Raw genomic sequence first — 21,872 nt, forward strand, 5'->3', positions numbered from 1 at the left:
TTGCACAAATGATTATTAATTTAGACGATAGAAAAGGATTAAAATCTGCGGGATATCCGAGATGAATAAACTCGTAATATTTTGCATATTAATCCTAGGTTTTAATATTTATTCCGAGAAAGAAAAGTATCTCTCAGAAAACTCACCGACCAAACTTAGGACAAAACCTTCCAACGATTCTAAAGTCCTAAATGTAATTCCTCCTTTAACTTCGATCGAGGTTGCCATGACTAAAGTTCGACGATTATCCAAAGGAAAAGAGAAACATTGGTACTATTTTCCAGATGGGAAAGGGTATATCAACGGAATACGGTCGTTTAAAATCAAAACTCCGGCTGATGCCAAGTCATTAGAATTAACGAGGCAAAATTCAACCTGTCTGAGTATTTCATCCGAAAGATTATTGTTGTCGGAAAATAAAGCGGCTTATTACGCCGATTTTGCTAACGAAGGAGAAGAGAGCGTTAGGGTAAAGCAGGAAGGGTTTTATCAAATTACGGATGGTGGCATCGTGGTTACGCTAGTTTCAGGATCCGAGGAGATTCTTCTTTGCAATGAGGGGCATGATGCGGAAGGAAAACCTTGCGTAAAACCGCTAAAGCCGAAGAAGATAGATATAAAATATTATGAATCATTGAGAGGATTCCTGAATTCAGAAGACGAGCTACCGACCGCCATGTATAGGAAGTCATACTCAAAAAATTGCACGATCACTACCGTCGACAAAGTGAATTTATGCTACGGTAAGCCTGACACAATCGTAACCGGCTATTGGTGCATTAAAGAATAGAGTTCACGCTTAGTTCTTTTTTGTAAAGTCTTGTGTTATTCGCAGAATCCTTACCGAAAAGCGAAAAGGGGCGCCACTTCCGTAGCGCCCGACAAAAGTCAGTGTGAAGCCAGCCAGCTCACTAAATCTTTTAATACTTGCTCCCTATCTGCGGGGAGTTCATTCATCGTCTCGTGAAATAGACCTTCGTAGATCTTCATTGTTTTATCCTTAGAGGGAATTGCTGCAAAGGCTTCTTCCGTTCCGGCGGAAAGTGCGATCGCATCCTCCTTTCCGTGAAATAAATAAACGGGAAGATTGATTTTAGATGCTTTCTCTAAGGCTTTTTCTTTTGAGTTAAGGATAAAGTCTCCCAGATACGCGCCCGCCTTATCATGGACTAGCGGATCATTTTTATAAGCGGCGACTGCGGTTTCATCCCGAGATAAAGTGGCGGCATCTAATCCGGTCGAGATAGTGAAGCCAGGAGAAGTACCGGCTATTAATCCAAGCATTCCTTTTTTGATTTTTGCGATTAGATTCGTTTTTACCTCGATAGGAAGACTACTGAGGACCAATCGATCCAAATTTGCCTGATATCCCGGATCTCCCGCATAAAAAAGAGAGATTAAGGCACCCATCGAGTGGCCCATCAGGGTAACTTTTAAAACTCCTTCTTTTTGTTTTGCAATGCCGATCAATTGGTCCAGATCGCTCAGGAATTGGTTAAAATCAGTCACTACACCGCGATCCCCCTCGGACTTTCCGTGACCGCGGGAATCGATTAAATAAACGTTATATCCTTTTCCGGAGAGCGCTCCCAATAGATTTTCGTATCGCCCTCCGTGTTCTCCGATTCCGTGTTGAACGACTAAGACTCTCGGTTTCGAAGCATTTTTCGATCTATAGCTGCGATAATAGATGGAAGTATTGCCTACGCCGGTGAATTTTCCATCTTCGATACGGTAGGAATTTTCCAGATTAGATTTAACTTCATCGCCGGCTAAGAGGGTTCCGGTCATTGAAAACGACAATATTAGATAGCTCAGTGCAATTCTTAAGATCTTTCCTTTAAAAATAGATTCCATAAGTTTTTTCCCATAAAGTTCCTGATTCATTTGCATTTTTCCCGATTCCTTGCGCTGGTATATATTTCAAGACTCGTCTGATTCAAAATGTCTATGAAGAAAATGCTGAAACCGGCTTTCGACATTTCAAACTTGTTAGATTCCAAGCTTTCTTTCATAAGTTTGATTCATTCAGTTATAGTAGAGTTTCATTTATAGCAGGGAAAGAAAATTTCTAGATGTACCGAAGCTTTTTAACCGTTCTATTTTGAACGATTGTAATTCTTTACATTTTTAGGAGCGCCAATTCTTATCCATGCAATCCTCTTTCAGAATATTTATCGTCGAGACTGGACTTAATATGCGCGGCGATAATCGGTGAATCCATTTAGCGATTGTTTGCTCGAAATGGGTATGACTAAGATATCGGATTTTTTATCGATTTAGATCCGTATCCATACATTTTAATTCCGAAATTTTAGAGTGAAAAGATTCATTCAATTCGAAAGGCTATTTCTTTCCGATTCTAAGAAAGCGATCGAAAGTATTTAGATTCTACTCGAGGAATATATGATCCGGAAAAAATAAGTATTCTATATTGCAATAAAATCGTTACTTATGTTCGATTTTTCGGAAAGGAACGAAATTTTCTAAATGCGAAAACCTCTCCATCCAATTCCGCAAATTAGGGTATTCATCGATATCGATTTTCGCGTCTTTGGATACTGAACAAAACGGAAAACAGGAAACGTCGGCTAATGTGGGCCTGTTTAATTCTATCCAGTCGCGATTAGCTAAGTGATCATTTAAGATACTATATGCCTTTTTTCCTCTTTCCTGAAACGTTTCTCCATTTCCCCCGATCTTAAACTTGTAGTGAACTCGGGCCAGTCCCACTCCATTGTTTAACTCGTTTGCATCAAAGAATATCCATTGCAAAACGATTGCTTTACTTTGCAAACTCCGGGGGAGCCATTGATCTTCGCCGTATTTTTCGGCCAAATATATTGAGATTGCGTGACTGTCCCAGATTGTGATATCATTTTCGACTAGTACGGGTATTTGAGAGACCGGATTTATTTTTTTAAAAGAGTCTCCATTCTGCTCCGAGCGCAGCAAATCTACGGAAATTTCCTTAAACTCTAAATTCAAAAGACTAAGCATCAGTCTTGCTCGATATGAGTTTACGGATATTGAATGACTATAAAGGATTCTTTCCATCGCATAATTCCTTCTCGGGTGCCTAATACTACCGATCGGTCGGTAACTGTAAAGAATTTTTGCGTTGAAGTTAGGTCAAGTAGGCATTTTTAGGGAATCATATTTATTAATGTTACAGATTGTTTTCTCTTTTCACCGGAGTTTCAGTACCGATCTTCGATAGGGGCGGATTGTACTTTCTCGATTCTGTTTCTTGCTTGATTCATTTCCACTAAAATCGCCGAGGCCGAGCGGATTCTTGCGCTTTTTGATCGTATATTCCCTGGATTTCGGCGAACCTTACAGTTTCTCGGTTTCTTATTTTGGAAGTATTTTAATTTCTTATGAACCGTTTTTTAATGGGAGTTCGTTTTGTTCAGACCAGGTCCATAGGTCGCCTTCGAAATTCGAAGCGGAATTTACATTGCCTTGCTCGAGGGTTCGTTCCATTTCAAGTAAATATTGTTTATTAGGTAATCCACCTCCGTATCCGGTGAGACTTCCATTCGAACCGATAACTCGGTGGCAGGGAACGACGATTGCCATCGGGTTCTTACCGTTAGCCAGCCCGACTGCGCGAGAAGCGTTCGGGTTATCGATCCTACGTGCTAACTCTCCGTAGGAAATAATTTCTCCAAATGGTATCTTGATAAGTTCCGCCCATACCCTTTTTTGGAAAGGAGTTCCTATCATAGTCAGAGGCAGATCGAATTTTTTTAGGTGTCCGGCAAAATAGGCATTAAGTTGCTCGCGAGCAAGCGATATCGGTTCCAGATTCGAGCGCTCGATCCAGTCCTCTTCGATATCGGCGCCGTATTTTTGATTATCCATGCAGATTCGTGTGATGCTGATTCCGTTCGAGACGATAAGAAGTTCGCCGATCGGCGAACCTATTTTTGCGTAGTAAGTCATGTTTATTCTTCCAAAGATTTCCATAAATGTATGGCTGCGTAGGACCGCCAAGGTCGCCACGTCTCCGCTAATTTTAAAACTTTATTCGGATTCTTTTCACCTAACGCTTTATAAATCCCTAAATCAGTATTTGGAAACGAATCCGGCCAACCGAACACTCGCATCGCGATGTACTGGGCAGTCCAGTCGCCGATCCCGGGAATACTTGTCAGCTCTCCGATTTGCTTTTCGAAGTTCGTATCCGGTTTAAGGCTCACTTTCTTTTCTACAACGGCTTTTGAAAAAGCGAGAATCGTTTCCGCACGTTTTGCAGGTAACCCCAAGCTCGCGATTCTCTTGACGCTGGAATCCGCTACGCGTTCAGGGCTAGGCGTTAAATACGTTAACCCGACGATTCCCGTCTCGATCATAAGGCCGAACATTCTAACGTAGCGAGCGGCGAGAGTTGTCGCGGCTTTGACGCTGATTTGTTGACCTAATATGGCTCTAATGCACACTTCGAAAGGATCAAAAGAACCGGGTACGCGAAGTCCGGGATTTTTTACGGACAATTTACCTAAATGATGTGCGATCGAAATCGGTTCGGCATTCAGATCGAATAATTTGCGAAGACTAGAAAGTATAGGGATTAAAGCGGGAAGTAGTGAAGAGCTTATCTGGGCTCGTAAAATATTTTTTCCGATAATCGGCGAAACTGAAACAATACCGGTGGCGCCTTCAATGGATGCCGTTCTCAGATACTTCCCATATTGAATCGCTTCGACACCGGATAGAATGCGTTGGTGCAGAAAGCCGGTAATAGCATTCCAATCGAAAGGAGGTCGAAAGCTAAGATCGCAATTGATGATATCGGAATTTTTTGTCGTAGGACGATATGATTTTCGGAACTGACCCGGTACCATCCGATACCGACTCTTAAAAAGAGTGTTGAATCTTCTTAGACTGGAAAACCCGCTAGTAAACGCGATGTCGGTTATGCGAAGACTCGTATCGGTTAATAGGCGCTTTGCGAGAAGCAATCTCTGCGTCTGAGCTAGTTCGATCGGAGATACTCCGAATTTAAGTTTTATCACCCGCCTTAGATGGCGGGACGTGACGCCAAAATCATCAGCAAGATCTTCGATTGAACCTTTGTTCAATGCCCCTTCGTCAATCATTTGCAATGCCTGGGAGGCTAATCTGCTAACGGCCTCCATCGGAGAATATCCCGGTGCAAGTTCCGGACGGCAGCGTAGACAAGGGCGGTATCCTGCGACTTCGGCCGCTGCAGCGCTCGGGTAAAAGGAACAGTTTTTTTGGAGCGGGAGCTTTACCCGGCAAACGGGGCGACAGTATATCATCGTGCTTTTCACTGCTACGAAGAAAATTCCGTCGAATCGTGCATCGTGAGCCGACATAGCTTGATAGCAAATATTTGCATCTAACATTCTAGTAACATTATAAAGTAGTTTCATTAAGATGGCTCGCCATTTTCGGACTTTATACTTGGAAAAAAATACGAAACGAAACCTCTTTTCTATGCGCGAATTCGAAATAGGGAACGACTCGTCTCATCACTTTACGTCATACCCAGTTTTTGTTAAAACAAAATGTGCGATCGTAATCTATGATTTTCGATTTTCTCGATTGTTCTTCGATCGGAAAATAGAATCGGTATTCAAAAAGCCGGGCATTCCGAACATTCATTTCGATTAGAAATTAGGAAGTATTTCTGAGATTACTTTAACGGCAACGATCACACAAGATACGGAAGTTAAGAAAAATCGATTCTTTCGGTTTATTATAAACACGAATCTTAAATTTTCGTGAAACGTATTCATTTTAAAATTAAATTAGAACAGACTAAGTTAACAAGTTATTCATCGTAGAACTATTTTTTCTTGGCCTTTTTCTCCTATTTTCTTCAATCGTTCCAGAATGTTATTTCTGTTCTAACGGATTGGGCTTTGTGATTAAACGACAATTTTATCGGCTATATATCAATTTTTTCTTTCTCGTTGTTACCGGGGGAATTAGCCTAAATTGTTGGTCAAATCCGATTTTTCTGCCAACGGTCGAATGCTGGGTTCAAGTTCCCAGTTTTCGCTGCCCGAAATCCGATATAAATGAATTGATTTTGGCTCTTTTTGCGCTGAGTCCGTCAGTCACTGTCTCAAATATCGCTAATCATTCCATTCTTCAAACCGGCTTTTTAGTAGGCCAAATTCGTTTGGGAATGGCATCCGTTTCCGTGTCGTTAGACGGAGGACCTTATTCGAATGCGGCAATCAACGGTTTAAGTTGGAGATACCAACTTCCTGCCCAAGCCGTTACCGGAACGCATTGGAATGTAGGCACTAAGCATACGATTTCCGTAATCGCAGCAGATGGAGCTGGAAATCGGACGGTTCCTCAGGTCTTCACGGTTGTTAAAGGAATCAATCATGATACCGATGGGGACGGGTTTCCCGATCTGATCGTTAGTAACTCCCTGGGTAATGCAGTGCAAGGTTACGGTTTGGTATTTTTGGCGCACGGAAACACCGGCCTTCCTTCCAGCTCTCCCGATACGATTTTGACGGACGGCCTTGCAAACAGTTCTTTTTTTGGAGATAGAATCGGAGCCGGCGATTTTAATGCGGATGGTTATGCGGATATCATAATCGGAAGTCAGGCTGCTCCCGCATTTAGTACTTTCGGATACGCTTATATTTTTCATAGCTCCGGACAAAAAGGGGTCACTAGCCAGAATCTAAGCTCGGGTGGAACCTATAATAGTCTGATTAAAGGACATGCGAGCGGCGATAGATTAGGCTCTTTTGTAATGGGGGGCGACCTAAATAACGACGGCTACGACGATGCAATCTTAACTAGTCCGTGGTCCGGTGGCCTTGGATATATTATCTATAGCCAAGGAATTGCCGGAGTTCCTTCCAAAGATTTATCCGTAACCGCCGCTGATATAACTTATAATTTCGGGGGTAATGACGATTTCGGTCTCATGGCCGCAGTAGGGGATATTAACGCTGATGGTTATACGGATCTAGTTGTTTCCGCACCCACGTATAATGCTCAACAAGGAAGGCTCTATATCTTCGTTTCTACTGCGGGATCTATTCCCGGGGCTCCGCAGCAATATGTGCTCGGCCCTAACGCTCCTGCGCCCGGTTGCTCGGCTGGAACCGGTTGCAGCCTCGCTTCTTTCGTTCTCGCGGATTTTAACGGAGATTCTTGCGCCGACTTAGGAGTCGGCGGAAATACGTTTAACACGAATCAAGGTATTGTTTTCATTTATAACTCGAATTGCAGTTCCGTTACCCCATATTCCGCTATCCCCAGTGCAACGCTAACCGGCCCTGCCTTAGCTACTTGCAATGGCGGTACGAATTGTTCATTCGGAAATTCCGTGTCGACCGGAGATACGAATGGAGACGGTTATCCGGATTTATTTGTGGGAGCCTATCTCTCCTCGGCAGGTTATGGAAATGCGTATCTCTTTCAAAGCGCGGGTTCCAGCGGAATTTCCAGCGTGGACTTAAGCGCAGGAGGAACTCCTACTTCCGTTTTAACCGGATCTGCGGCCGGTTTAAATTTCGGAAATTTTATAGCTCTTCAAGACATTACGGGTGATGGAATGTCTGATTTACTAGTCGGCGCGCCTGGAGGAGGGTCGGGTACGGTATTCTACTTTAAAAGCAACGGATTGTCCGGGGCGGGAAACCAAAATTTAAGCGCAGGAGGGGTTGCTACTTCAGTTTTGACGGTTCCATTCGGACAAAGTTTTGGAAATACAATTGCGCTGAATCGGGATGATTCTGAAAAAATCATCGGTCTTTTAGTTCCGAGCCTCGAACGAACCTGGCTAAACGTATTTCAGTAAGGAAACTCGATCTCGTTTTTATTATATCCTGCAATGCTTGAATTTTAAATATATGGAATTCAAGTAAGGGTCATAAGTACGTGTAAAAGGGAAGGAAATCACTCAAATAAATGTTCGAATGAGGAGTAGGAGGGAAGATGAAGACCAAAGGACAAAACTTTAAGAATATCGACGAGTATATCGAAAATTTTCCCGAAGAGGTTCGGACCCTTCTCGAGGATCTGCGCTCTACCATCGTAAGTTCCGCGCCGAATGCAATCGAAAAAATCAGCTATCAAATGCCCGCTTTCGAACTGAACGGCAACCTAGTCTATTTTGCCGCGTACAAAAACCATATCGGATTTTATCCGACTTCAAGCGGCATAAAATCGTTTCAATCCGAATTGTCCCAATATAAAACTTCCAAAGGAGCGGTCCAATTTCCGTTGGACAAACCGATACCGTTAAAGTTGGTAAGTAAGATCGTGAAATATCGGGTTAAAGAAAATATGGTCAATGCTAAGAAGAAGAAATCTTGATCGTCAATATTTTTCTTTTTAGCAATTAATGAAGTTCGAATATTACTCTCTCGGAGTAAGTTTCGTTTCGAATATCAGCATGTCCGGTCGGATGTCTTTTAATTCCGATAATAAGAATCTCCCTACGAGCGAAATTCTTTGCTTGTGATCGGTCGCTTCGAAGAGTTTCTCTTCCATCTCCAGGATTTTGGGTCGATCCGTAAGGTTATCCAATGATAGATTCATTCCGAATATTTTACTCATCGGTTCTTTAAAAAATGCGGTCGCGCATCCTTCCTTAAAAATCACGAGCAGTGTTGCCGCATTTTGCGAATATCAATCTGGGAAGTCTTCTAATTCCTAAAAGCGGAATCGAATTTTCGTTAAATTCTTCTAAGGAGGAGACATTTCCTCCGATACGAAAGGTTTTAAGGGATCGCTCGGTATATATTTCTCGATTTTCGTAGGATTCAATCCGTTATTTTCCTTTCAGAAAAAAGGGTTAAAATCCCCGATTTCCGATCGGATATTCTATAGGAAAAAAGGCGGAAATTATTAAAAATTTTTCTGGAAACTGTCCAATCCCAACTATCTCGATCCTTATTCGATTGTAGTTCAACGATTCGCTAATTATTTAAAGGAGAAATAAAATGGCAAATTCTATACATTCGATCCAAGGGAAGGGCAAGACCGTAATTTCGGAATCGGAAAAGAAAGAAAAATGGATAAAAACCGCTAAATGGATCTACTGGACATTGACTCTGTCGTTCACAATAACGATGTTGATGGCCGCCGTTATGCTTCTTGCCGGAGTGCCCTATAATGTGGAAGGTATTACGCGTCTCGGGTATCCGATTTACGTCTGTAAAATTTTAGGAATCGCGAAACTTCTCGGCGGTATCTTCATTTTACAGAATAAGTTTCGGACCCTAAAAGAATGGGCTTACGCCGGTTATTCGTTTAATCTAATAGGAGCAGCTGCATCGCACGCGTTTTCAGGCGATGGCTTTGGAGCGATCGTTACTCCCATCGTCATTCTTTCCATGGTTTTATTATCTTACCGTCAATGGAAGACCGGTTGGATGTAAGGAAATCTAAGGAGAAGCAAGATGATGAAACGGAGAATTAATGTTTATGAGAAGGGTGGAGACGCAATGAAATCGCTATTCGATTTGGGCGCTTACTTGGCGAAATCGATAGTTGAGCGATCTCTCTTGGATTTAGTTAATTTTAGAGTTTCGCAGATCAACGGATGCGCCTATTGCCTTGATATGCATTCTAAGGACCTGCGTGCGGTAGGAGAAACGGAGCAGCGTCTCTATATGCTGGACGCCTGGCGGGAGACTCCTTTTTACTCGGATCGCGAACGCGCGGCGTTGGCTTGGGCGGAGGCAGTTACGGAAATCAAAGAAACTCATGTGCCTGACGAAGTTTATGAACAAACGAGAAAACAGTTCTCGGAAGAAGAACTGATTGATCTAACTTTGTCGATTATAACGATTAACAGTTTTAATCGAATTAACATCGCGTTTCGTACGCCGGCAGGAACATACCGAGTCGGTCAACACGCTGCGCTAATAAAATAGCGACTTGGTCTAGGGTTAATGATCGATTTGTTTCGTAAGTTTAATTAGAGTCATAAGGAGAAGATTCGATGAAAGATTTTATGTTATTATTCAGACAGCCTAGCTATGATTACAGTAACGCTTCACCTCAGGAAATGCAGGCATTGTCCAAAAAATGGCAGGACTGGGTGGGAGGTATCGCAGCACAAGGAAAATTGGCGAATAACGGTCCCCGTCTTTCGACGGAAGGTAAGGTTCTCAAGTCAGGAGGTGTGATTACCGACGGTCCTTTCGTGGAAATCAGGGAGCGGTTAGGCAGCTTTATCGTCGTCAAAGCCGATACGCTAGAGGACGCTACTACCTTGGCTCACGGTTGCCCAGCGTTAGACGCCGATGGTAGCGTTGAAATTCGACCCGTCCTGTGATCAATCCGAATTAGGGCGACAAAGTTCCCGATCGTGAGAGAGGGAACTTTGTCATTAAATATGGAAACGGAATCCGAATCATTAAAGCAATTGTTCCAGCAGGAATTTTCCAAAATGGTTGCCGTTATCAGCAAGCGTTTCGGACTGCAACACATAGAATTAGCCGAAGATATCGTAAGCGAAACATTCCTGTTGGCTTCGGAAACTTGGGGAAGTAAAGGAGTTCCCGCGAATCCTACGGCATGGCTTTACGTCGTAGCAAAACGGAAAGCTCTTCATCATTTCAGAAGAAATAAGATTTTCGAAAGAAAAATAATTCCCGAATTAACTTTAAAGCAAGAACGGAATCCTGAAATTACGGATTTAAACTTCTCCGAACAAAACATCAAGGATAGTCAGCTTCAGATGCTTTTCGCTATTTGCAATCCTGCTATTGCAAGTGAAGCTCAAATCGGATTGGCACTGCGTATTTTATGCGGTTTCGGTATCGATGAAATTGCGGAAGCATTTTTGTCGAACAAGGAAACGATCAATAAAAGGCTGTTTCGAGCTAAAGAAAAATTACGAATTGAAAAAGTAAAAATGGAGTTTCCGCCGGAAAGTGAAATAGTAGACCGACTCGATAACGTACTGCATATTATTTATCTTCTTTTCAATGAAGGATATTATTCAAAAACGCAAAATCGAATTTTGCGAAACGACTTCTGCCTGGAAGCGCTACGTTTGGGTGTTATGCTTTCCGAGTATGGAAGAACGAATCGACCTAAGACGAATGCATTGCTTGCCTTAATGTGCTTTCACGCGTCTAGATTCGGTGCCAGACAAACCGACGAAAATTCTTTGATTCTTTACGAATTACAAGATGAAGGATTATGGGATAGAGCACTGATCAATCAGGGAATTCATTTTTTAAATATTTCCGTCCAAGGGGACGAGATCAGCTCGTATCATTTGGAGGCGAAAATCGCATATTGGCATTGTATGAAGGAGGATACGAAAGAGAAATGGGAGGATATTCTGCAATTGTATAACCAGCTTCTGATGGTGAATTATTCTCCGAGCGTCGCCTTAAACAGAACATTCGCCTTGTACAAGGCGAATGGAAGAAAAGAAGCTTTAATCGAGGCGGAGAAGTTAAAATTGGAAAATAATCATTTTTATTTCATTCTATTGGGAGAACTTTATAAAAATGTTGATGACCGAAAAGCAAAATTGAATTTTCAAAAAGCCTATTCACTGGCCAAAACTCAGACCGAAAAACAAGGCATTCAGAAAAAAATCAACGATTTCGGATAATTTTTGCCAAAGTCTAATTTTAAGAATTCCGGCTTCGAGGTTTTAAGTTGCAACTTGACTCGCATTGTTCAAGTGACGCAATAGGAAAGTAAGGTAGTCGTTTATGAAGAACAGTAAACTATTTCTAACTATAATTGTGCTGCTTGGAGCTATGCAAGTAGGCTGCGGAAAGAGTGATGAAGGGCGTGAAATTTCAAGCTGGCTGGAGCAAGGCGCACTCGTTGTCGATGTAAGAACTCCCCAGGAGTTTGCCGTGGAACATTATCCAGGAGCGATCAATATACCCATCAATGATCTACATTCACATTTGGGTGAATTAGGTCCGAAGCAAGGAAAGATTCTCTTATATTGCCAGTCCGGAGGCAGAAGCGCTAGGGCAAAAGCGCTTTTGAAAGAGGAAGGGTTTACGGAAGTGAAAGACGCAGGCGGTATTCGAAATTTATTCTCCGCGGCTTCCAAAAGGTAACTTAAGATCAAAGTTTATTTTTTTCGATACACTTCGGAAGAATCGCAATGTTGAAACGGACAGCGCTATTTTTTTGTACGGTCGGAGAGATTAATTTATCACGAGCATTGATTTTCGAGCTTTTAAAAGCTTTTTCGGGTACCTCCGATCGTCAAAGATATGATTGAAGGATTTTCGATCCGGCGTTGTATCAAGGAGAAATACATAGGATCATGGTAGGATTGCGGGGAAATCGCTCATCGATCTTAGGAATACGAATGACTCGAGGTAAAACGTGAACGATTTAATTAATTGTGGAGAGCCGATTGCCGATTTTCTGAACGATACATGTTCCTGCTCATCGCTAGATAAGGATAGATTGAATGAATGGCCTTCGAAATCCGTTCGTAACCGGATGAATCCGATTCTCGTAGACCGATTCTATTCTGAGACACCGTCATTTATAAATTTATCGGAAGTTCAACGAATCAAGGAAATTCTGCATTCGGTTCGATCCGTATTGCGACTTCCCTCCATTAGGAGCGAATTCTTAAAGTCTTATCCTGAAGAAATAAGAACTAGGAATTGTGAAGGCGGAGTCTTTTTAAGTCTGGATTTTCATCGGACATTGGATGGACCGAAGCTAATCGAAATCAATACGAATGCCGGTGGGGCATTTTTGCAATTCAAGCTAATGACGGCGCAAATCCGTTGTTGTCAGGCTGTTGATCTGGCGTTGCCGACTCTAGACGATCTTAAAGGACTCACGGAGGCATTCTTTTCCATTTTTATTGAAGAATGGTCGGCGAACGGTTATTCGCAGATGCCTAGAGTAATTGCCATCGTGGATAATGATCCGGAAGCCCAATTTTTATATTCGGAATTTCTGATGTTTCGAGATCTGTTTCAATCGAAGGGAATCGATTGTTTCATTCTTTCTCCGGAGCAACTTGATAGAAGAAACGGAGGCCTTTATTTTGAAGATAGAAAAATCGATCTGATCTATAACAGACTTACGGATTTCCATCTATCCGATCCGGAATGCGCTCATTTGTATGCGGCTTGGAGCAATAAGGAGGTCGTTCTTACGCCGAATCCGATGGACTACGATCTATTTGCTAGGAAATCGAATCTCGTATTTCTATCGGATTCGACCTTTCTTAAATCGGCGGGATTGGACAAGCATTCTCTGGAGATTCTGGAAAAATCCATTCCGAAAACTAGTTTCGTTGATCGGGAGAAATCGATCGAAATTTGGAATCGCAGAAAATCTCTTTTCTTCAAGCCTGAAAAGGGGTTTGGTAGTAAGGCCGCATATAATGGCGGAAAGTTAACGAAGGGAAAATATAATGAAATTTTAAATGGCGATTATATTTGCCAAGAATTTGTTCCCCCTTCAGTTCGAACGACTTCCATTTCCGGAACGAAAATCGGTATGAAAATGGATATTAGAGCGTACATATATAAGAATGAAATATTGCTATTCGCTTCCCGTTTATACCAAGGCCAAACGACGAATTTTAGTACGCAAGGGGGAGGATTTTCACCCTTATATGTTATACCGGATATAATTCAAAAATTGAATTAACGGATCTGGTCTCAATGTCGTTTTATTAAGGATAAATCTTTCTCCGGCCCGGGGCCACCTTATATCGATTATCTCCAATCTACGCATATTTTTTTTCTTGTTCATCGCACTTGTATATTTTTTTGTCAAAATATTGGATTGGCTTGTTTTGAGATCAAGTATAAATTATCCGTTGATGAATATGATCTTGTTAAGCGACAATATTGCTTTTTTAAAGGTCGATTTGAGTTTTCATCCACCAGACATGAAAAGGAAATATAGAATCTTTATATACTTATGAATTTATAATAGACAAAGACCGTAAAATGGGGTATCCTCTTTTTTTTAACGCGATTGTTTGAAGGAAGATCCGCAATTTCCTTCCGGAGTAAAATGATGCAGTTCTTGATTGTCGGTGTTCTCAGGCGAGGCCTTTGAGTAATGAATGAAGCTACTGCGAAGAGAATTTTTGAATACGGATTTTCCCGGATATTCGACGAAATCGAAGATTATGCCGTTTTAATATTGGACCGAACCGGATTTATTCAAACATGGAATATAGGGGCGGAGAAGCTGAAGGGATATTCGGCATCCGAAATTATCGGGAAAAATTTTAGTATTTTCTATCCGGAGGAAGAGCAGGAAAAAGGGCTGCCTAACGAGTTGTTGGAACTCGCCAGGAGGGATGGCAAGGCGCGTCACGAAGGCTGGAGAATCCGTAAAGACGGGTCGAAGTTTTTCGGAAATATTCTTATAACCGCGATTCACGATGACGATCGAGATGTAGTGGCATTCATTAAAGTTACTAGAGATATGACCGAAGCTCGTCGGGCGGCTGATATATTAAAAAGATATAACGAGGAATTGATAGCAAAAAACAAGGAGATGGAACAGTTCACTTACATTACTTCGCACGATCTTCAACAACCTTTGAATACGATCGGTAGCTTATTGGAGATTCTTAAAAAAGACTTTGCAAAGGATTTTTCGGAAGAGAGCGGATATTTCCTTAAATCCATCGGGGGATCGGTAGAGAGGATGAAAGTTCTGATCAAGTCTCTTCTCGATTATAGTCGAATCGGGGTTAAAAGGAAACTTGAAATGGCGGATTGCGACGAATTAGTGCGCTCCGTCATAGGAGACGTACTTTCTCCGGCTGATAAGAAAAATGTGGAGCTATATATCTCTCCGCTTCCTTCTATCCGTTGTTATTCGTTGGAGCTTAGACTCTTGTTTCAGAATCTGATCAGTAATGCGATCAAATACAAAAAAAAGTCATCGAAGGCAATCGTTAGGATCGATGCTCGAAAAGTCGATAACGGATGGGAATTTTCGGTTCAGGACAACGGCATCGGAATCGATAGTAAATACTTCGATAGAATCTTTTCATTATTTTACAGATTACATAGAGACGAGGAGTATGAAGGAATTGGAATAGGCTTATCCCATTGTGCGAAAATTATAGAATTGCACAAGGGTAGGATATGGGTTGAGTCGGAGCCCGGAGTCGGAAGCAGATTTATATTTTATATTCCGGAGTTTATTGAGATATGAGAAAAGTTGCTGGCTTGGAAAGAATCCTACTGATTGACGACGATGAGATGGCGAATTTTATTCATCAGAGAGCCATTAAAAAGTTAGAGTTGGACGTTCAGGTCGATGTGGCCCATGATGGCGTGGTTGCTCTTGATATTTTGAAATCTAATCGAAGCCCGAATTTGATTTTCTTGGATATCCGAATGCCTAGAATGGACGGCTGGGAATTTTTAGAAGAATATCGGAAGTTGAATTCGAACGAAAAGGAAAGGATCATCATTCTGATGCTTACGACTTCGTTGAATCCGGACGATCAGGAACGTTCTCAAAAATTTGAGGAGATCTCCTTATATATCAATAAACCTTTATCTCCGGAAAAGTTGGAGACGATCATCGAGCAATTTTTCAAAAACGCGGTTTAGAGATTGGAATTTCCAAATCGTTCTTCATTGCAAGAATGCAAAACAAGGGAAAAATGAAATTAATGTCGGTTTACCGATGCTTGTTATTTGCCCTGAACCGAATCGTTCTTATTCTCTTAACATTTTCTACTTTTTTTTCGTTTGAAATTTTAATTGAGCCTTTGGCTATCTCGGAAGATGAAGGATAGTGAGATCCTGTAATCATGATAATTCCGCCAGAAGAGTCCCGTTTATTTCCGGTGAGCGCTAATTTATGAAACCTAGGGTTCTGAAGATCTTTCTATATACGACCCTCCTTTCTCTCTTCTCCTTTTATTCCTGCTCGAGCTTAGAAAGAAAAATTTCATTCACGGAACAGTTTCTGGAAATAAAAGGAGTTGGAGCTTACGGAATCTTCGATCCTTCCGTAGTCATGGATCGCCAATCAAACAAAATTTACATGAGTTATTCGGCGGTTGACCCATCCTATCGATGGCCTGTCGAACATCCTCACGCGATTAGTACTCGTTTAGCATATTCCCTTGATAAAGGTCTAACATGGAACGATTCGGGCTTGGCGATAAACGAAGCCGAGGATGAAGAGGGTCAAAAATTGAGTTTAAAGCTATTCGGCCGATCGCCTAAGCCTATGACCTGGAACCAAGAAGTTTCATCCTTAATTTTTGACGCGAATGCGCCTCGATCGGAACGCTGGAAATTATTCTGGCATCGATATCCTTTAATCGACGGCGAAAGAAAATTCGAGTACGGTTGGATAGCTTTTAAACAAGCGGAATCCCCGGAACAATTAGCGAGCGCGAAAGAAATTAAATTATTTTCCGGAAAATACTATGATTCTGCTGCCGATCAATATCTCGGTACCCCTCAAGTTCAATTAAACCGAATCCATCCGGAGTTAAGCGACTGTGTGGCTTTTACGGAACCGTCCGCTTTTATCAAGGAGAAGCGATTATATCTCGCGCTATCTTGTGCTGACGGAAATTTGCCATGGAATGGTCGCCAGATTTTGCTGAATCGACAAGACGGGAACTGGAATTATGTAGGCATATTACTTGATAATCGACGCGACTCGGACGGGCTCCAAATCGCCGGTAACTCTTTTACCGGTTTTTCAGCGCCGGAATTGATTGCGGTTCGGGATAAAACATATTTGGCCGTTACTCCTACCACAAACGGTGAGAATCCCGCGTATCATGGATGCATCGTCTTTGAAATCGAAGATTTGGATTCCGCTAAGATTCTACGGGAATCTAAATTTCTTAAAATCAGTAAAGTCGTTCCGGGAAATTCAGAATTGCATAATGGAGCCTGCTCCTATTTAAACGTTATGTCGGAGACGGGAGGATTCCTGCTAAGTCAAGCTTATCCGGAATCGGTTAAAGTTTTTAGAATAATTCGGACTGAGATAAAACTTTGAAGTTCGATAAGTTCCGAATAATCTTTCTTTTTCTTTTTAGTTACCTTTTGTTTTCCTGCGCGATCTTTCGTGCCGATCGAAATGCAAGGAACCTTACGGATTACCGAAAGAATAAATTCGGGACCGTATCTTTTGAACTCATCAATTGGAGAACTGAAGAAATCGAAGGAACTCTTGCAGGTGAGACGATGATTTCCGTTTTAGAAACGAGCGCTCAGTTTCGTAAATTTAAGAGTGAGATAGGTTCCGACGGCTGGTATGTTCAAGTAGTATTGGAGAAGTATCCCGGTAATAAAGAGATGGGAGGACAACTTCGCGATAGACCCGGGAGGTTTCTATTAAGCACCATTAATAATTTTATCGCAAGCAATACGTTTCTTTTCTTTCCAGTGCTACTAAATTTAGAACGGAAAATATCCTTTCTCGTATGGAAAGGGGAAACGTTACGAAACGAGTATGTGTATCATAGCGACGCTTGGGCGGTTTTAGGGTGGGGAACATTATTTCTATTAATACCGTCCGAGTCCAAATATTTAAGATATGATATGGCAAGAGTCGCCAGATTATTTCTTTTCGATGCCGCCCGAGATAACTTATTGCACGATGAGTAAAGTTCTAACGCTATTTATCTTCCTTTTCCTTTGCGATATGGCTTGCGTAGGTTTCGGCGATTTACGAAACTCCGAGCGTTTGAATACTGATACGGACGACTCATTGGTGAAGCGCGGGTTAGGCCTTCATTTTGTAGCTTGGTCGGATCAAGAACGCTACATTCCCGAAATCCGATCAAGATTGGAAAAGAACGGATTTATATTCCAAAACGGAACGCCTACGAGGTTGGAAGTAATCTTGGAAGAAGGGGGAACGACTCGTACGATTCTACGGATTTTAAACCTAATCGCTACTTCCGCTACGGGATCTATATTTCCTTTCTATAATCAAGTCAATTATAATATTCGTTTCCGAGTCTTCGAATCCGGGCGCCTAACACAATCCTGTAGTTATGATTTACGGAACAACGAATTTTTCGGAATCTTGTTGACCCCGGTAGCTCTCTTTCGCTCCTCTCCTTCGACTTTATCGGATCTTATTGCCTTATCCGTAGACTTATATTCGAGAGGTTGCGTCGTAAAACCCGAGAATCATCCTTAAAGTTTATTGCATGTTCTTTTTTATATTTGGATGCGCTATGCATTTCATCGATAAAAGCGGTGGATACCTTTCTTATCGACATTCCGTCGGACCCCGGTCATTATGGCCGACTAAGGGAATTGCTATATTTTGGTCCGCCATACGCATATTGAAAAACACCGAACACAGAGAATCGGCTGGTTACGCGCTGCCGTATTGGGAGCGAACGACGGAATCGTTTCGACTACGAGTTTAGTCATAGGTGTCGCTGTTGCGGAAGTTAGCAGCGGTAACGTGTTGGTAGCGGGCATCACCGGTTCAGTTGCGGGCGCAATGTCCATGGCTGCGGGAGAATATGTATCTGTTAGTTCCCAAGCCGATACTGAGAACGCCGACTTGGCGCGGGAACGTCGGGAACTCCTACAAGATCCGGAACTTGAGCTGAAGGAACTTCAAGCAATTTACGTCGATCGAGGTCTTAAATCGAATCTTGCAAAACAGGTAGCCGAACAATTGATGTCCGGGAATGCATTAGCGGCTCAAGTAGGCAATGCAAATCTCTTGAAGGGTATTCTTCGAATCACTTTTTGGGGAATTCTCGCTATGGGGCACCGCATTCGCGGGAAAAATTTTCGGCGTAGTCGTATAAATCGGTCGCCCTATAAAAATTATCGCTTATCAAGGTTTCCATGAAAATCCATTTTCTATCGTCAAAACTGGCAAAACCGGCTCAGAGAGCCTTGCAAAATGTAGGAGTTAAAACCTTGGAGCAGCTTGCTAAGTTTCGTGAGGACGAAATTCTGCAACTTCATGGGATCGGGGAGAATGCGGTGTTAGTTATTGAACCAACTTTAAAAGAAAACGGGCTTTCGCTTAAAGATACTATATGATGTCGATTTCGTCCGCCTTGAACCGTTATGAGATGATTATCTTGTCTATCCGTTGGTTTTTGATAATTATCAAAGAGCCGCAACCTTTTACTAGCCGGGCTTTCCGTAACGTGATCGGAGATCGATAAAATTCATTTGCACTTTTCGTGGCATTTCGCTTATACATCAGTCTTATATAATTTGTAGACAGGATTCTTTTACGTTCGCTCATTACGATTTTAAATAATTTTGCAAAAGCGATAAGGAATAAATTCGGGCAGAGCGAAGTGGAGTACATCATTCAAAGACAATCGTGTCGGGACATTTATCTTTTCATTCCATTCCGTCGCGTCGAAAATAAGATTAGCTATCGGAGAATTGCCTTGTGAACAAAAATCTCCTTTCGGATCGATGGAAGAATCCTTATCTTTTATTATTAGGAATTATAATTCTATCGGCAATTCCCTTTCCTATCGTCGACCACTTGCATAAATCGCTTTCTTCCGAAATAGATCGTTCTTCCTATCTTCTCTTCCATAATATTACGGAATTTTTTAGTATAGTCGTTTCCTTATCTATTTTCGGGGTATGTTGGTTTACGTATGAGCGCAGCAAGGACAATCATTCCCTTTTTTTGGGAACTTCATTTCTTGCAATCGGTCTTCTGGACTTTATGCATACGCTGGCTTATTCCGGTATGTCCGATCTTGTGACTCCTAACTCCGCCAATAAATCCACCCAATTTTGGCTTGTTGCCCGCTTTTTCAACGCATCTATCTTTCTCGCCAGCGCTTTCATTTATTCTAAAAATAGGCATTCTTGGCTAACAAAAGCGAACCTGCTCTTAGCCGTGCTTTGTTTCGTGGGAGCGACCTTTGTTGCTATTATATTTTTCCCTTCTTATCTGCCGGCTACATCCATCGACGGTATCGGACTGACCCAATTTAAGAAAGTGGGGGAATATACAATCATTCTTATTCTAAGTTTTGCGACGATCGCATATTGGAAACGGTGGTTACAAACCGGAGAGTCGGTTATACTATATTATTTGGCCGCTTTTATACTTTGCATATTCGGAGAATCGGTTTTATCCGTTTATCATAGTGTTTTTGACGAATATAATGTACTGGGACATATTTATAAGGTACTTTCATTTTGTATAATATACAAAGGTACATTCGTGACGTCCATCAACCGTCCGTACGATCAGATAATCGAAACGAATTTGAAACTTCAAGAAAAGATGCTCGAGCAGGAACGAGCTGAGGAGAAAATCCTGCAATCGTTGCGAGAAAAGGAGACACTGATTCGAGAATTGTATCATAGAACCAAGAATACCTTACAGATCGTTCGGAGCATGATCGTGCTTCAGGCTGCAGATTTCCCGACGAACGAAGAACTTCAGGTGGTTGTAAAGAAAACCGAGGATAGAATTCAGGCGATTTCTCTGGTACATCAAATGTTGTATGCAACGCAGGACTTATCCCGAATATCCGTTAAGCAATATATAAATCAGCTTTTCTCGCTTATCCTGGACAGCTTCGCCGTTCCGAAAGGAAAAGTGACATTGAATGAGGACGTTGAAGATCGGTTCTTTTTGATCGATACGATCATTCCGATAGGGCTAATATTAAACGAACTGATAACCAATTCCTTAAAATATGCGTTTCCGCGAGAAAGGAACGGAATCATTAATATTTCTCTCTCGCAAGGAGGCCCGCAGCAGAATTTCTCACTTCATTATTCGGATAATGGAATAGGTTTTCCTGAGGATTTCGATTTTCGTAATCAATATACGCTAGGTCTAAAACTCGTTTATGGAATCGGAGAATTGCAGATGCAAGGTCGAGTCGTCATAAACAATGATAAAGGATTTAATTTTCTATTGGAATTCCCGGATAACCTTTATAGGGCGAGAGTATAGGATGAGGAATGAGATGCATATTCTTCTAGTCGAGGATGAAATATTAACGGCGATGTTAATCGAACGAGAACTGAAAAAATCCGGGTTTAATGTCTCTGAACATGTCACTACGGGTGAATTGGCCTTACTGAGCGCCGAAAGAAATCCGCCGGGTTTGGTATTGATGGATATTATGTTGGCCGGCGGATTGGACGGAATTGAAACTGCCGCTAAACTGAAATCCAAGTTCGATGTTCCTATTATATTTATTACCGGATATTCGGATTTGAGCATTCGAGAGCGTGCGGCAAAGATCACACCGTTAGCGTATTTAGTTAAACCGATTGAAATTAATACTTTGAAATCTGTTATTGAATCTTGTTTTTCCTGAACGACCGGTAATATGGGCACAAAAGCGCTCCGAAATCAGTACCGTAATACGAATATTCTCATTGCAGAACGAGAAGTGACGGATCTACTCTCTTCTTAAAGTCATAATATTGAATTTCGTTAATGTATTAAATATGAATCCTTTTAGATTTGGTCGATTCTAACGCCGGAAAGATATCTTGCGTTCGAGAAAGTAGGGCAAAATACCGTCTCGAACACATTATCTTTTGGATTTTAGTTAAAGCTTATTCGCCTGAGCTCGGTATTTTTCGGCTTCTTTTAGACAATGCTCCGCGAGATCCTTGTATTTCTTTTTGAACTCGTCCGATGCAGTCGCTTTGCCGCCTTGCGATTGACCGGCGAGAGTTTGATACCTATTCGCCAATTCTTTATGATCTTTGGCTTTTTTTGCAAAGTAATCTTTCGTTATACTTTTTAACTGAGCGGTAGTAGCTTCTTTGATCAACAACTCTTCGAATTCGGAAAACGCGAAGAGATGTGTCGATAGAAGCAACATTGAAAGTATCATTAATTTTTTCATACACGTAAGTCTCCCGATTTACTAAGTAAATTCAAATATTCGAATTAATGTTGTCAATAAG

24 protein-coding genes are annotated in these 21,872 nt (G+C 41.7%); 18 read left to right on the forward strand and 6 right to left on the reverse strand.

The features are described from left to right. Window positions 1-61 precede the first annotated feature (61 nt). Window positions 62-790, forward strand: coding sequence for a hypothetical protein (locus tag LEP1GSC058_RS04295; RefSeq protein ID WP_016548637.1), 729 nt, complete (start codon window positions 62-64; stop codon window positions 788-790). A 98-nt stretch (window positions 791-888) separates the two neighbouring features. Here LEP1GSC058_RS04295 and LEP1GSC058_RS04300 read toward each other — a convergent pair whose 3' ends face one another. The 4 genes from LEP1GSC058_RS04300 to LEP1GSC058_RS04315 all read right to left on the reverse strand — a co-directional run bounded on the left by LEP1GSC058_RS04300 (window position 889) and on the right by LEP1GSC058_RS04315 (window position 5,402). Next, window positions 889-1,791: an alpha/beta hydrolase gene (locus LEP1GSC058_RS04300; protein ID WP_051133762.1), complete on the reverse strand. Its 903-nt coding sequence runs from the start codon at window positions 1,789-1,791 to the stop codon at window positions 889-891. Window positions 1,792-2,448: 657 nt separating this feature from the next. Then, complete coding sequence (locus LEP1GSC058_RS04305; protein WP_016548454.1) at window positions 2,449-3,057, reverse strand: glutathione S-transferase family protein; 609 nt, start codon at window positions 3,055-3,057, stop codon at window positions 2,449-2,451. 321 nt (window positions 3,058-3,378) lie between these two features. Continuing rightward, entirely contained in the window at window positions 3,379-3,948 is a 570-nt protein-coding gene (locus tag LEP1GSC058_RS04310; RefSeq protein WP_016548301.1) for a methylated-DNA--[protein]-cysteine S-methyltransferase, read from the reverse strand. Window positions 3,949-3,950: 2 nt separating this feature from the next. Further along, window positions 3,951-5,402, reverse strand: a complete 1,452-nt coding sequence (locus LEP1GSC058_RS04315) for a DNA-3-methyladenine glycosylase 2 family protein (protein WP_016548642.1) — start codon at window positions 5,400-5,402, stop codon at window positions 3,951-3,953. 662 nt (window positions 5,403-6,064) lie between these two features. Here LEP1GSC058_RS04315 and LEP1GSC058_RS04320 point away from each other — a divergent pair. After that, a complete protein-coding gene (locus LEP1GSC058_RS04320; protein WP_232224611.1) occupies window positions 6,065-7,807 on the forward strand; it encodes a hypothetical protein in 1,743 nt (580 codons plus the stop codon). A gap of 137 nt (window positions 7,808-7,944) precedes the next feature. Continuing rightward, window positions 7,945-8,325, forward strand: coding sequence for an iron chaperone (locus LEP1GSC058_RS04325; RefSeq protein ID WP_016548508.1), 381 nt, complete (start codon window positions 7,945-7,947; stop codon window positions 8,323-8,325). Between the two features lie 42 nt (window positions 8,326-8,367). Here the strand turns inward: LEP1GSC058_RS04325 and LEP1GSC058_RS04330 are convergent, their stop codons facing one another. Further along, window positions 8,368-8,613 (reverse strand): hypothetical protein, encoded by a 246-nt coding sequence (locus LEP1GSC058_RS04330; protein WP_016548456.1) that lies wholly within the window; start codon window positions 8,611-8,613, stop codon window positions 8,368-8,370. Between the two features lie 341 nt (window positions 8,614-8,954). Here LEP1GSC058_RS04330 and LEP1GSC058_RS04335 point away from each other — a divergent pair, with 341 nt between their 5' ends. The 15 genes from LEP1GSC058_RS04335 to LEP1GSC058_RS04410 all read left to right on the forward strand — a co-directional run bounded on the left by LEP1GSC058_RS04335 (window position 8,955) and on the right by LEP1GSC058_RS04410 (window position 21,271). Then, a complete protein-coding gene (locus tag LEP1GSC058_RS04335; RefSeq protein ID WP_016548545.1) occupies window positions 8,955-9,392 on the forward strand; it encodes a DoxX family protein in 438 nt (145 codons plus the stop codon). Between the two features lie 21 nt (window positions 9,393-9,413). Further along, on the forward strand, window positions 9,414-9,890 hold the full coding sequence (locus LEP1GSC058_RS04340) for a carboxymuconolactone decarboxylase family protein (RefSeq protein WP_016548712.1): 477 nt from the start codon (window positions 9,414-9,416) through the stop codon (window positions 9,888-9,890). 68 nt (window positions 9,891-9,958) lie between these two features. Then, a complete protein-coding gene (locus LEP1GSC058_RS04345; RefSeq protein ID WP_039948017.1) occupies window positions 9,959-10,294 on the forward strand; it encodes a YciI family protein in 336 nt (111 codons plus the stop codon). 60 nt (window positions 10,295-10,354) lie between these two features. Beyond that, window positions 10,355-11,590, forward strand: a complete 1,236-nt coding sequence (locus tag LEP1GSC058_RS04350; RefSeq protein ID WP_016548491.1) for an RNA polymerase sigma factor — start codon at window positions 10,355-10,357, stop codon at window positions 11,588-11,590. 103 nt (window positions 11,591-11,693) lie between these two features. Next, the gene (locus tag LEP1GSC058_RS04355) at window positions 11,694-12,056 is read left to right on the forward strand and encodes a rhodanese-like domain-containing protein (RefSeq protein WP_156860649.1); all 363 of its coding nucleotides are present in this window, start codon (window positions 11,694-11,696) and stop codon (window positions 12,054-12,056) included. A 274-nt stretch (window positions 12,057-12,330) separates the two neighbouring features. Continuing rightward, window positions 12,331-13,623, forward strand: coding sequence for a hypothetical protein (locus tag LEP1GSC058_RS04360; protein ID WP_016548398.1), 1,293 nt, complete (start codon window positions 12,331-12,333; stop codon window positions 13,621-13,623). A 420-nt stretch (window positions 13,624-14,043) separates the two neighbouring features. Then, a complete protein-coding gene (locus LEP1GSC058_RS04365) occupies window positions 14,044-15,156 on the forward strand; it encodes a sensor histidine kinase (RefSeq protein ID WP_016548511.1) in 1,113 nt (370 codons plus the stop codon). Beyond that, a complete protein-coding gene (locus tag LEP1GSC058_RS04370) occupies window positions 15,153-15,560 on the forward strand; it encodes a response regulator (RefSeq protein ID WP_016548631.1) in 408 nt (135 codons plus the stop codon). The genes LEP1GSC058_RS04365 and LEP1GSC058_RS04370 overlap by 4 nt, the downstream gene beginning before the upstream one ends. A 253-nt stretch (window positions 15,561-15,813) precedes the next feature. Further along, the gene (locus LEP1GSC058_RS04375) at window positions 15,814-16,977 is read left to right on the forward strand and encodes a sialidase family protein (RefSeq protein WP_016548403.1); all 1,164 of its coding nucleotides are present in this window, start codon (window positions 15,814-15,816) and stop codon (window positions 16,975-16,977) included. After that, window positions 16,974-17,588 carry a hypothetical protein gene (locus tag LEP1GSC058_RS04380; protein WP_016548465.1) on the forward strand — a complete coding sequence of 205 codons (615 nt, stop codon included), beginning with the start codon at window positions 16,974-16,976 and terminating at the stop codon, window positions 17,586-17,588. Before LEP1GSC058_RS04375 ends, LEP1GSC058_RS04380 begins: the two co-directional genes overlap by 4 nt. Beyond that, window positions 17,581-18,129 (forward strand): hypothetical protein, encoded by a 549-nt coding sequence (locus LEP1GSC058_RS04385; protein WP_016548503.1) that lies wholly within the window; start codon window positions 17,581-17,583, stop codon window positions 18,127-18,129. The genes LEP1GSC058_RS04380 and LEP1GSC058_RS04385 overlap by 8 nt, the downstream gene beginning before the upstream one ends. 129 nt (window positions 18,130-18,258) lie before the next feature. Further along, the gene (locus tag LEP1GSC058_RS04390) at window positions 18,259-18,801 is read left to right on the forward strand and encodes a VIT1/CCC1 transporter family protein (protein ID WP_016548652.1); all 543 of its coding nucleotides are present in this window, start codon (window positions 18,259-18,261) and stop codon (window positions 18,799-18,801) included. After that, the gene (locus LEP1GSC058_RS04395; protein WP_016548594.1) at window positions 18,798-18,998 is read left to right on the forward strand and encodes a helix-hairpin-helix domain-containing protein; all 201 of its coding nucleotides are present in this window, start codon (window positions 18,798-18,800) and stop codon (window positions 18,996-18,998) included. The genes LEP1GSC058_RS04390 and LEP1GSC058_RS04395 overlap by 4 nt, the downstream gene beginning before the upstream one ends. 364 nt (window positions 18,999-19,362) lie before the next feature. Continuing rightward, window positions 19,363-20,901: an MASE3 domain-containing protein gene (locus LEP1GSC058_RS04405; protein ID WP_016548435.1), complete on the forward strand. Its 1,539-nt coding sequence runs from the start codon at window positions 19,363-19,365 to the stop codon at window positions 20,899-20,901. A 1-nt stretch (window position 20,902) separates the two neighbouring features. Continuing rightward, window positions 20,903-21,271: a response regulator gene (locus LEP1GSC058_RS04410; protein ID WP_039948019.1), complete on the forward strand. Its 369-nt coding sequence runs from the start codon at window positions 20,903-20,905 to the stop codon at window positions 21,269-21,271. A gap of 237 nt (window positions 21,272-21,508) precedes the next feature. On the opposite strand, the gene LEP1GSC058_RS04415 is transcribed toward LEP1GSC058_RS04410, so the two are convergent. Next, window positions 21,509-21,811 carry an LIC_10421 family protein gene (locus LEP1GSC058_RS04415; protein ID WP_016548618.1) on the reverse strand — a complete coding sequence of 101 codons (303 nt, stop codon included), beginning with the start codon at window positions 21,809-21,811 and terminating at the stop codon, window positions 21,509-21,511. Between the last annotated feature and the right edge of the window lie 61 nt (window positions 21,812-21,872).

It is taken from the genome of Leptospira fainei serovar Hurstbridge str. BUT 6 (assembly GCF_000306235.2).
Lineage (GTDB): Bacteria > Spirochaetota > Leptospiria > Leptospirales > Leptospiraceae > Leptospira_B > Leptospira_B fainei.